Source organism: Empedobacter sp. UBA5036, from assembly GCF_002415215.1.
Taxonomy (GTDB): domain Bacteria; phylum Bacteroidota; class Bacteroidia; order Flavobacteriales; family Weeksellaceae; genus Empedobacter; species Empedobacter falsenii_B.
The window spans coordinates 1-11,766 of record NZ_DICC01000041.1; the positions used below are offsets into that span (position 1 = coordinate 1).

10 protein-coding genes are annotated in these 11,766 nt (G+C 30.8%); 9 read left to right on the forward strand and 1 reads right to left on the reverse strand.

Annotation, left to right across the window (positions count from 1 at the left end; all coding sequences use genetic code 11):
* The first annotated feature begins 297 nt into the window (after positions 1-297).
* Both B4J88_RS07285 and B4J88_RS07290 read left to right on the forward strand, forming a co-directional pair.
* Positions 298-1,263, forward strand: a complete 966-nt coding sequence (locus B4J88_RS07285) for an NAD(P)H-dependent flavin oxidoreductase (RefSeq protein ID WP_280049291.1) — start codon at positions 298-300, stop codon at positions 1,261-1,263.
* A gap of 8 nt (positions 1,264-1,271) precedes the next feature.
* The gene (locus tag B4J88_RS07290; RefSeq protein WP_286496182.1) at positions 1,272-2,144 is read left to right on the forward strand and encodes an acyl-CoA thioesterase; all 873 of its coding nucleotides are present in this window, start codon (positions 1,272-1,274) and stop codon (positions 2,142-2,144) included.
* Between the two features lie 191 nt (positions 2,145-2,335).
* Here the strand turns inward: B4J88_RS07290 and B4J88_RS07295 are convergent, their stop codons facing one another.
* Positions 2,336-2,941 carry a DUF4126 domain-containing protein gene (locus tag B4J88_RS07295; RefSeq protein ID WP_221855583.1) on the reverse strand — a complete coding sequence of 202 codons (606 nt, stop codon included), beginning with the start codon at positions 2,939-2,941 and terminating at the stop codon, positions 2,336-2,338.
* Positions 2,942-3,280: 339 nt separating this feature from the next.
* Between B4J88_RS07295 and udk the strand changes: the two genes are divergently transcribed.
* The 7 genes from udk (at position 3,281) to B4J88_RS07330 (ending at position 11,677) form a co-directional block, all read left to right on the forward strand.
* Positions 3,281-3,949, forward strand: a complete 669-nt coding sequence (udk, locus tag B4J88_RS07300) for a uridine kinase (RefSeq protein ID WP_260392473.1) — start codon at positions 3,281-3,283, stop codon at positions 3,947-3,949.
* A complete protein-coding gene (locus B4J88_RS07305; RefSeq protein ID WP_221855581.1) occupies positions 3,949-4,338 on the forward strand; it encodes an FtsB family cell division protein in 390 nt (129 codons plus the stop codon). The genes udk and B4J88_RS07305 overlap by 1 nt, the downstream gene beginning before the upstream one ends.
* The gene (locus B4J88_RS07310; protein ID WP_291067063.1) at positions 4,331-5,605 is read left to right on the forward strand and encodes a methylmalonyl-CoA mutase family protein; all 1,275 of its coding nucleotides are present in this window, start codon (positions 4,331-4,333) and stop codon (positions 5,603-5,605) included. Before B4J88_RS07305 ends, B4J88_RS07310 begins: the two co-directional genes overlap by 8 nt.
* Positions 5,606-5,732: 127 nt before the next feature.
* Entirely contained in the window at positions 5,733-6,899 is a 1,167-nt protein-coding gene (locus tag B4J88_RS07315) for a THUMP-like domain-containing protein (protein WP_115001137.1), read from the forward strand.
* A 62-nt stretch (positions 6,900-6,961) separates the two neighbouring features.
* A complete protein-coding gene (locus B4J88_RS07320; RefSeq protein WP_219034473.1) occupies positions 6,962-9,139 on the forward strand; it encodes an FUSC family membrane protein in 2,178 nt (725 codons plus the stop codon).
* A 3-nt stretch (positions 9,140-9,142) separates the two neighbouring features.
* The gene (locus tag B4J88_RS07325; RefSeq protein WP_291049541.1) at positions 9,143-10,942 is read left to right on the forward strand and encodes an ABC transporter ATP-binding protein; all 1,800 of its coding nucleotides are present in this window, start codon (positions 9,143-9,145) and stop codon (positions 10,940-10,942) included.
* A 60-nt stretch (positions 10,943-11,002) separates the two neighbouring features.
* Positions 11,003-11,677 (forward strand): hypothetical protein, encoded by a 675-nt coding sequence (locus B4J88_RS07330; protein WP_125349240.1) that lies wholly within the window; start codon positions 11,003-11,005, stop codon positions 11,675-11,677.
* Positions 11,678-11,766: the final 89 nt, after the last annotated feature.

Consider the following 11,766-nt stretch of genomic DNA (forward strand, 5'->3'; position numbering starts at 1 on the left):
GAGAAAGTTCTGGAGTTCATCGCCAGTATTAAACTGTTTGAAAAAATCATCCGGAAATAGGTCTTTTGTTTCCATAAACATGTAAATATTAAATTTATAAAAAAATTCTGCTCGATTTTAACCCAAGCAGAATTCTATACTTACACAGATTTTGGTACAGTGTCTTGATCAAATAAAAAATCCTGAAAATATTAAACATTTCAGGATTTTTTTATGCAAATAAATTAATCTTTTCTGAAAATCATAACTCAATTTATAACTATATTGCATCCTATACCACATCAAAAAAATTTTAGTATGACCCTACAAGAATTTAAAAATAGTTTAGATTTACCTTTAATCACTTCACCTATGTTTCTTGTTTCTCGAACTGAATTAGTTGTAGAAGCATGTAAAAATGGTGTATGTGGAACTTTCCCTTCTTTGAATGGAAGAACAGCCGAAGATTTCGAACAAATGTTAATTGATATCACTTCTCAATTAAAACAATTTGAAGATGAAACAGGTAAAAAAGCAGCTCCATTTGGAGTGAATTTAATCGTTAACAAAACAAACCCTCGTCTCGAAGGTGATTTAGCTTTATGTGCAAAATATAGAGTACCGCTTATTATTACGTCGCTTGGTGCTGTAAAACAAGTTGTAGATGCAGTTCATAGTTATGGAGGTTTGGTTTTTCATGATGTGATCAAAAAACGTCATGCGGAAAAAGCTGCTGAAGCTGGTGTAGATGGAATTATTGCTGTAGCTTCTGGTGCTGGTGGACATGCTGGTACGGCTAATCCTTTTGCTTTGATTGATGATATTCGCACTTTTTACGATGGTTGTTTAATTTTAGCAGGTGCGATGAACAACGGAAACGATATCTTAGCAGCTGAAAATATGGGTGCTGATTTTGCATACATCGGAACTCGTTTTATCGCGACAAAAGAAGCCTCTGCGAATCAAGATTATAAAACAATGTTAGTCGATTCTACTTTCGAAGATGTGATTTATACAGATGGAATTTCTGGTGTAAATGCAAATTTCTTGAAACCAAGTATTATACATTCTGGAATTGATTTAGACGAAAAGAAAGAAGAAGATTTTTCGAAATTAATTGGAGGAGATGGACATAAAGCATGGAAAGACATTTGGTCTGCTGGACACGGAGTTTCTGGAATTCATGATATTATTTCAACCGAAGAATTAGTCTATCGAATGAAAAATGAATATAAATGTGCATTAGAACAAAATGTGCAGAAATTAAATAATTTGAAATTTTAAATTTAATAATGAAAACTACTCAAGAACTCATCGAATTAATTTCTCTCAAAAAATTAGAAGAAAATTTATTCGAAGGGAAAAGTTCTTTTATGGGAAGTCCAAATGTTTTTGGAGGACAAGTTGTAAGCCAAGCTTTGCATGCTGCGTATCAAACTGTTCCTTCAGATCGTTTTTGCCATTCCCTTCACTCCTACTTTATTTTACCTGGACATTTAGAAAAACCTATCTATTTTGAAGTAGCAAATCTTCGTGATGGAGGAAGTTTTAGTACACGTGTTGTCACAGCAAAGCAAGACAGTGTGCCTATTTTTGTAATGGCTTGTTCCTTTCAGTTGAAGCAAGAAGGTTACGAGCATCAAGAAAAAATGCCTGTTGTAACGCCTCCTGAAGAATTAATGAGCTGGAATGATGTAGCAGAACAATTTGGTTCAGTTTTACCAAAATCAATTATGCGATTTGTCTTAGCAGAGCGTCCGTTAGATTTTAAACCTGTTGAATTTGTGAATCCTTTTGAGAAAAAAGATTATCCTAATTTTAGTAATGTTTGGTTAACTTTTAATGATGTTCCAGAGGATTTACCTTTACCAATTATTCAGCAATTAATTGCGTATAGCTCTGATTACAATTTATTATCAACAGCAATAAAACCTCATGCTTCTAAAGCTCACTTTGGAAACACACAAATGGCCAGCTTAGATCATTCAATTTGGTTTCACCGAGAACCAAATTTGCATGATTGGATATTAGTTAATGTTGAATCTCCAAGTGCAAATGATACAAGAGGTTTTACACGAGGAAATTTATTCAATCGTTCTGGTGAACTAATTTGTAGCGTTGCGCAAGAAGGTCTAATAAGACCAATAGTGAAAGAGAAGGAATAATTTATATTTCAAAAAGTCTTGTAAAAAAATTACAAGACTTTTTCTATTTTATAAACTTAACTTCTAGTTAATCTTATTCTAAATATTTTTGAATTAATATTTACTTAAAAAGAAAAACTTGAAATACTAATATATAACAAAAAAAAAGAGCTAATAATTTAGCTCTTTTATATATTCAATTCTTCACTCTTTCACAATTCTTCCGCCAATAACTGATCACCTTTTTTTCTAACACTTTTATATGCTCTATAACACACATATAAAATAATCAGTACAAAAATAAACGCCAAAGGAGCCAATACAATTGCCGTAATACTTAATACAATAGAACTAAACGTTTCACCTGTATTAACCAAAAAATTTCCAGCTCCCGCAGTTGTGGTGGTCGAAACAGCTCTTGCAGCAGCAGTTGTACCGCTAATCGCAGCCGCAGTTCCTCCTCCTGCTATAATCGCCAAAGCCCAAGTTGCAACTTCGTTCATTTCTGGCATCGTAATTCCAACCGCTATTGTTCCTGCAATTCCAGCTAAGGGAACCGCAATCGTATCCAACAAATTATCAATAATTGGAATATAATAAGCTCCAATTTCCACTAACATCGCTACACCAAGTGTTATAAGAGCTGGTGTACTCCCAACCCACATCCAATTTTCGTCGAGATTAATAAAACTTCCTGCAAATTTGACAGCTAAACTCAATATAAATAAGGGAAGAAAAATCCGAAAACCAGCAGCGGCGGCTAATCCTATTCCGAGAAATAACGAAAAAATAGTAGACATTGAGATTAAATCGTTCATAGTTTAGTATTTTATAATAGTTCTGATCTTATAAATATAATGATAAAAAAGATAAAGTTTTTATATTTTTTTCTTTCCTTTGCATCCGATTAAGAGAAACCAAGTACTGCAAAGTACTTTTTTTGTATAAATAAACCTAAATGTTTGAGTTACATCTAAATAATCGAATAATAAATCAATCATTTTTTAAATGCATCGATAATTATTTCTTTTCTCAAAATCAATCAACCAAAACTTCTTCACGACAACATTTAAAATTTTGCAAGAATCGATTTCTTTTTATTTTAATTTCTGATAGGAAAATTTTATCTTTAAGGAAATTTTACGAGAACTCTTGCAATGGAAACATCAAACGAAATTAAAAAAAATAATAAAACAAAAATGCTAGTAATAGGAATTGCAGGAGGAACAGGTTCGGGAAAAACAACTGTTGTAAATAATATTTTAAGAGATCTTAACGCGGAAAGCGTTATCGTTATTTCTCAAGATAATTATTATAAAGATCATCCTGAATTATCTTTTGATGAACGTTCTAAGATCAATTTTGATCACCCAAGATCAATTGATTTCGAATTACTAAAAGAACATGTCGCTTTATTGAAAAATGGCGTATCAATAGAACAACCTGTCTATTCGTTTATTACGCATAGTCGCAAGGAAGAAACGATTTTAACACATCCACAATCGGTTATTATTGTAGAAGGAATTTTGGTATTGACTGACCCAGATTTACGCGATTTATTTGATGTAAAAATCTTTGTTCATGCAGATTCTGACGAACGTTTAATTCGTCGCGTACGCCGTGATATACAAGAACGTGGGCGCGATTTAGACGAAGTTTTAACACGTTATCAAAAAACGTTAAAACCTATGCATCAGCAATTTATAGAACCATCTAAAAACTATGCAGACATTATTATTCCGAATATGAAAAAGAAAAATTCTGTCGCAATCAAAGTTTTATCAACTGTAATTAAAGAAAAACTCAACTCGAAAACTACTGTATAATGAAAGAAAAATCGGAAGAAATCTTTGACAAAGAACTTACACCAGAAGTACCGAAAAGAAAAATTAAGGATACACGTGTATTCAAATTTGTTTGGAATCGTTACTTTGTTCTAACGGTTGCGTTTGCTGTTTGGATGATTTTTTTCGACCAAAATTCTTTTTTCGTACATCGCGAGTTGGATAAACAAATCAAATTATTAGAAGTTGATCAACAATATTACCAAGAACACTTGGATACTGAGTCTGAAAAATTAAATCAACTAAATAGTAATCCTGCTGAAATTGAAAGGATTGCAAGAGAAAAGCATTTCTTGAAAAAAGATGATGAAGATATTTTTATCATTCAGCAAGAAAAAGTTACGAAGCCGCAAAATAAAGAAAATGAGTAAGTTATTTGAAAATTTTGATTCTATTTCTGAAAAAGAATGGAAAAATAAAGTTCAAGTCGAGCTAAAAGGTTTAGAATATAATGAAACTTTGGTTTGGGGAACGAACGATCAAATAAATGTAAAACCATTATATACAAAGGATGATGTCGATTATTCGGCTGTACAACCATTACCAAAATCCTCAAAAGATTGGAAAATTATTTCGAAATATACTGGAAATAAAAACCAAGATTACAGCTTTTTGTATGGATATTTGATTAATCAAAATCAAATTGATTCATCGTTAGAACTTCCTAATTATCTAGATTTATTTATTAAATATAATGGAACTTCTGATTTAAAATCGCTTGAAAATCTTCCAAATCTGAAATATTTAGATTTAGATATGTATGGATATTTGGCACAGAATGGACTTTGGCAAAATGATTCAGAAAAAGCATCAAAAGAATTGGTGAAAGAAGCTTTGGCATTGAAAAATTTCGAAAAAGTAATTTCAATTCAAGGAGATGTTTATCAAAATGCTGGTGCAAATCATGTTCAACAAATCGCGATAACACTTGCGCATGCTGTAGAATATTTAGAAAATTTTGGAGCTGATATTGCGGACAAAATCTATTTTAAATTCGCTGTTGGAAGTAATTATTTCTTCGAAGTTGCGAAATTAAGAGCATTTCGCTTTTTATGGAAAATGATTTTGGAGCAATATAATAAAGAAAGTGAAGCATTTATTTTCACTTCAACATCCGATCGCAATAAATCTAAATTAGATATTTACAACAACGTTATTCGCTCTACAATAGAAGCTTCTTCGGCTATCTTCGGATCAAGTGACGCTATTTTTGTTGGATCATATGATGAAGTTAATAAAGAGTCTGATTTTGGATTAGAATTAGCCGCAAAACAACAATTATTGTTACAAAAAGAATCTTATTTGAATCAATTTACTGATCCTGCTGCTGGTTCTTTCTACATTGAAAGTTTGACAAATCAAATGGCTGAAAATGCGTTAGAATTGTTTAAAACAATACAAAATGTAGGAGGTTTTGTAAATGCTTTACAAAATGAAACTATTCAAGATTTTATTTACACAAGCGCGAAAAAAGAGCAAAAAGATTTCGATGAGCAAACCATTAAATTAATTGGTGTAAACAAATTTAGAAACCCTGCAGATGTGATTGAGAAATCGCCAAAAGAAAAAGTGGTAAAACAAGCACTTTTTGTTCCGATTGTTCCAACTCGTTTGGCAGAAAAAGAGGAAAAAAAATAGTTTTTACATGAATTGGATGCCAATTTCATTAAAAGAACTTAATAATATAATCGAAACTTCAGTAGCTGTGATGGATACTGAAGTTTTGTGTTTAATAAAATAATATTTTACGTCAAAAAATAACATTTTGAATCCAACTATTTTAACAAAAGAATTTCAAGATTATCTGAAAATAATCGAACATGAAGACATCAAATCTATAGGTTTGAAAAAATCGTTGTTTGAAGAAATTTCTTCTGCTGAAATTGCACAACAATTGAAAGGAATTCAAGTTTCAAAACATAAATTTCCAACACTTTATTCGACAGAAAATATTTATTTTCCGCCTTCAATTAATTTGGAACAAGCAAGTTCAGAAGCCACAGCAAATTATAAATCAACTTTAGTTAAAGGAAAAAATTTGATTGATTTAACCGCAGGTTTTGGAATTGATACCATGGCTTTTGCAAAGAATTTTGACAAAGTATATCACATCGAACAAAATCCTGAATTGAGTGAGATTGTACAACATAATGCTAAAATTTTAGCGCCAAATTTAGAAACCTATACAGGAACTTTTCAGTCTTTTTTTGAAGAAAATCCTACATTAAAATTTGATGTTATTTATCTCGATCCAGCAAGAAGAAATTCGAGCGGAAGAAAATTTATTTTGGAAGATTTAGAGCCAAATATTTTAGAATGGATTCCAACTTTTTCCGAAAAAACAGAGAAAATTATCATCAAGCTTTCGCCTTTATTAGACATCACTTCTACCCTACAACAAATTGATTCAATTTTTGAAATACACATTGTTGCATTAAAAAATGAAGTGAAAGATTTTCTAATCATTTTAGATAAAAATTCTTCAACAAAAAACCCTTTGATAAAAGCTGTTAATTTAGAAAATAATCAATCCGAATTTTCTTTTCATTTTGAAGAAGAATATAGTGCGAATGCAAGTTTTGGAGGAATTCAACGTTATATTTACGAACCAAATGTTGCGATTCTAAAAACTGGTGCTTTCAAATTATTGAGCGAAAAATTCAATCTTCATAAACTTCATCAGAATACTCATTTGTATACTTCGAATGAACTTTTAGAGAATTTTCCTGGAAAAATTTACTTGATTGAAGAAGAAATTAAAAATCAAAAAAAAGAAATTCTAAAAACAAAAGCGAATTTATTAGTCAAAAATTACAATCAGCCAATAGACGTTATCAAGAAAAAATTCAAAATTATTGATGGCGGTACAACAACTTTAATTTTTACTCAAAGCATTGATGGGTTTCATATTCTAAAAACTTCACGAGTTTAGTTGGGTTTCGAAAAAAGTTGTGTTAATTTTATACAACAATTTTCAACCTTAAAAAATTACACTTGAAAATCATCAATAAAATTGAAAACTTTATCTACGGAGAAGCGCTTTCAGATGGCTTAAAAACTTCCTTAGCGATTATCATTCCGCCTATCGTAGCCAGCTTGTTTGGCGATTTATATGCCGGTGTAACGATAAGTCTTGGTGCAGTTTTAGCACACATGACGGATACACCTGGTCCATTTAAAGAACGCCGAAACCTGATGTGGCTTTCCGTGCTCTTGATTTTCCTTGTTTCGTATTTCACCAAAACGATTAACAGTTACCCAATATTTCTAGGTATTTGTTTAACACTTATCGTATTCTTTTCTAACATGTTAACCGTTTGGGGACAACGTACAAGTGCGCTTGGAATGGTCATTATGATGTCAATGGTAATGAATATGAATGATTTACGACATGAGTTAAGTCCTCTTCATATTGCACTTTTTGTGACTGCTGGAGCAGCTTGGTACACTATTTTTAGCCTAGCTATTAGTACCTTTCGTCCTTATCGTATGGCGCAGCAAAACTTAGCTGACACAATGATTCATATTTCTGAATACATTCGAATCAAGGCTTCTATGTTTGATAAAGATTCAAATTACGATGATATTATCAAAAAATTAATCGATGAACATGTTGTAATTAACGAAAAACAAAGTTTAGTTCGTGAATTAGTTTTTTCGAACAAAAAATTGGTAAAAGACCAGACACCAATTGGGCGTTCGATTGTGTTTATTTTCTCTGATTTGGTGGATATATTTGAGAATGTAACAGCAAATCAATACGATTATGTAAAAATTCGAGAAGTTTACGGTGATACAAAAGCAATGCGCAAAATCTATAATTTAATGAATAAATTAGCGCATGAGCTTAAAATGATTGCTTATCATATTAACTCGAACAAACGTCCTAAACAACCTACTTTTGACTTTGAAGTTGAGTTGAAAAAGATTGATGATGCCATCAAAGAATTATATGCAGAAGGACAAAAACCAATCGTTTTATCTAAAATTTATATCAATCTAAAGCAAATTGTTTATAAAATAGAGTTTATCCATAAATTTTTCTATGATGATTCGTTCACAGAAAAAAAGAAAAATCCGCTGGATCATGCCGAACATTTTGAACCTACAGTTGATTATTCTTTACGAAAATTAAAAGATCATCTGAATCTAAAATCTTCAATTTTTAGACATGCAATTCGTGCATCAATTGTAATGTTATTAGCTTATGGCGTCACATTTATTATTCCGATGACTTATCATAGTTACTGGATTTTGATGACAGTTTTAGTAATTTTAAAACCTGGTTTTAGTGTAACAAAAAAACGAAACTTTCAGCGTTTGAAAGGAACAATTGGCGGTGGATTAGTTGGGGTTTTAATATTATTGATAATTCCTCAACATAGTATTCGATTTGCTTTAATGCTTATTTTCATGTTAATGGCCTACACTTTTATTCGTCACAAATATGCAATTGGTACATTTTACTTAACCGCGTATATTCTTATTTCGTTTAGTTTTTATTCGCAAAAAGATTCATTGTATATTATTCAAGAACGTTTTATTGATACACTTGTTGGAGGATTTATGGCGTTTATTTCGAGTTATTTGATTTTACCAACTTGGGAAAAAAATAATATGAACGAATATATTCAAAAAGCATTGATTGCAAATTATGAGTTTATTTATTTGGTTTTTAAAAAATTAGCCGACAACGAAGTTTCTACAACAGATTATAAATTAGCTAGAAAAGATGTTTTTATTGCAATGGCAAATATTAATTCAGTTTTTCAACGTGTAATTTCTGAACCAAAAGGAAAACAAGAAAATGCTAACGTACTGAATAAATTCACCATTTTCAATCAATCATTTGTCTCATATTCAGTTGGTTTAGTTAAAATTTTAAAGAAAAACAATTCCGTTATTTTAACTTCAGAACATATTCGATTGATGAAGAAAATTTTGCAATTATTGTTACAAAACATTCGGCTTTACGGTGAATATGAAACAGAAAATTTACCAAAAACAATAGAGTTTAGAGAAAAAACTGTTGTTTATACGGAAATTGAAACAGAGGCTTTGCAAAATGATTCTGAACTGATCGAAGATTTGTTAGAGTATTTGTACGAGATTGCTTACGATTTTACAAAAGTTGGTCACGTTTTTGTGAAAGAACAACCGTTAAAAGAATAATAAATGACAATCATCCAACTGTTTAAAAATCTACGCCCATTTGTAAAACCTTATCGTTCTTTGGTTGTCGCAACTTTGCTCCTAACCTTAGTTGGATCTTTTACTTCTCAAGTAAACGCCCTTATTTTACAATATACCGTAGATTCTATAAATGGTTTGGTTGAAGCTGGAAAAGGATTAAAAGAAGGTCTGAAAATCATTTCGTTTATTTCGATTGTTTTGATGACTAAAGAAATCTTAAATGCATTCATCACATTTGGTCAAAAATATTATGGAGAAAAGCTTCGAATTTTTGTTTCGCAAGATTTAGCACAAGCGATTATCGAAAAGATTTTGACGTACAGAATGGCGTTTTATACAAATCAAGATAATCAAGCAGGAAAGCTTCAAACTCGTATTGACAGAGGAATTGAAAGTTTGACACGTTTAGTTCAAAACTTTTTTATCGATATTTTACCTCTTTTTGCGAACTCAATTGTTGCTTTAATTTTGATGTTCAATGCTAATTTTTATGTTGGATTGGTTGGAGTTTGTATCGTTCCAATTTATTTCATTATTACACAACAACAAGCTAAAAAGCTGAGTGGTTGGCGACGTAACCTAAGAGGTTATCGTGAACAAAAATCGCAAGGAATTATCAGCATAATTGATTCAATCACAGTAATTAAATCATTTAACCGAGAAGATATCGAAGGTAAAAAACAACTTGCTTTGCAAAAAGAATTGACGAATAATCAAATGCAAACACGTAAAACAAGCTTCTTTTTTGATGGTTTAAAATCCTTTATCGAGCAATTTGGCGTGGTGATTATCATCATTTTAACTTCATATTTGGTTCTGGACGGACAAATGACAATTGGCGCAATTATGTTTCATATTTTGTTGTTCAACAACGTTTCTGCTCCTATCCGTCAACTGCATCGTATTTATGATGAAATGAATGATGCCATGATTTATTCCGAAAGTTTCTTTTCTATTTTAAAAGCGGATGACGAAAAAGAATCATCTGGAAATTATATTCCAACAAAATTGAAAGGTAAATTCGAAATCCAAAATGTTGACTTTTCTTATCCAAATGGTTACAAAGCCTTGAAAAATATCAACATGACAATTCAACCCAATAAAATTACAGCTTTGGTTGGTTTGTCTGGCGCTGGAAAAAGTACAGTGATTAATTTGTTAGATAAATTTTATCAACCTGATTCTGGAAAAATTGTACTTGACGGAATTGATTTAGAAGAATATGACACACAATTTTTACGCGATAATATTGGATTGGTTTTACAAAAAAATCACATTTTTAATGGAACGATTGAAGAAAATATTCGTTATGGAAATGTAAACGCAACTTTCGAAGAAATAGAAGATGCCGCAAAACGTGCTTATATTCACGAACAAATTATGGATTTGCCAGAAGCTTATCAATCCAAAGCCTTATTGTTATCTGGTGGTCAACAGCAACGTATCGCCATAGCACGTATGTTTCTAAAAAATCCCCCAATTATTTTCTTGGACGAACCTACTGCAAGTTTGGATGCAATTGCCACGGAACAGATTAAAAATAGTTTGGATGCCATCAAAAAAGATCGAACAGTTATCATTATTTCGCATAGTATTTCTCAAATTATCGATGCCGATTATACGTACGTGATGAAACAAGGCGAAGTTGTAGAAAACGGGATTCATGAAGATGTGTACAAAATGAACGGTACTTATAAAGAGATTTTTGATGCAATGGCAAAAAGCTTAAACATTGAAAAAATTGCCAAAACTTTTGACGATGAAGAAGAAGAAAATTATTAGCAATAATTTTATTATAAAACATTATAAATCACTACCTTTAAAGAGGTAATAGGATAGTGTATGAAAAAATTAGTTTATTTTATTGTTGGGGTATTGTTTTTTACCCAATCTTGCGAGCAAAAAAAAGAAGCTCCAAAAGAATTAGCACTTAATACGGTAACTTACGAAAATGCTTTAGACGTTCCTGTAAACAAAGTTGGTGTTCTCATTAACATAGATTCTCTTGGTTTTTTTGATCATAATTCTCAAAATTTAGATCAAAACATTGATTCAAAATCAATTGAAAATCAGCTTAAACAAATAAATTCTAAATTTGATATTGTAAAAATAATTCGTGATAAATCTGAGAAAATATTAAACGATAACAAGTATACTTATCAAATGATTGATAAATTTGATAAAAACTTAGTTCCAAATGAATTAATCACAAAGGAAAATGTAAATCAAGTTAAATTTAATGATTTAAAAAAAGCGATTAATCAAGATGATTTAGTTTTGATTAATGTAAAATCGGGTCTTGATTATGATCCTGCCAACAAACAGAAATACATCGCCAAAACATATGTCTACATTAATATTCTAGACCTTAAAAATAATGCTTTAAAATATAGCGAAACAATTGGTGGAACAAAGTATATAGACGAAACAATCAATAAAAGTACGACGGATTATTTAGAGAAAATGATGAAAGAATCATTAAACGAAACGTTGGATATTATTGATAATAAATATTAAATACATTGAACTATGCGCCATTTTTTTGGCAACTTTTGGAAGTCCTGAACCCTTAAAAAGTTTCAGGATTTTTATTTTTAATGACATTC

Coding starts and splice junctions, on each gene's coding strand:
- B4J88_RS07285 (WP_280049291.1), top strand. CDS start 298: ATGACCCTACAAGAATTTAAAAATAGTTTAGATTTACCTTTAATCACT.
- B4J88_RS07290 (WP_286496182.1), top strand. CDS start 1,272: ATGAAAACTACTCAAGAACTCATCGAATTAATTTCTCTCAAAAAATTA.
- B4J88_RS07295 (WP_221855583.1), bottom strand. CDS start 2,941: ATGAACGATTTAATCTCAATGTCTACTATTTTTTCGTTATTTCTCGGA.
- udk (WP_260392473.1), top strand. CDS start 3,281: ATGGAAACATCAAACGAAATTAAAAAAAATAATAAAACAAAAATGCTA.
- B4J88_RS07305 (WP_221855581.1), top strand. CDS start 3,949: ATGAAAGAAAAATCGGAAGAAATCTTTGACAAAGAACTTACACCAGAA.
- B4J88_RS07310 (WP_291067063.1), top strand. CDS start 4,331: ATGAGTAAGTTATTTGAAAATTTTGATTCTATTTCTGAAAAAGAATGG.
- B4J88_RS07325 (WP_291049541.1), top strand. CDS start 9,143: ATGACAATCATCCAACTGTTTAAAAATCTACGCCCATTTGTAAAACCT.
- B4J88_RS07330 (WP_125349240.1), top strand. CDS start 11,003: ATGAAAAAATTAGTTTATTTTATTGTTGGGGTATTGTTTTTTACCCAA.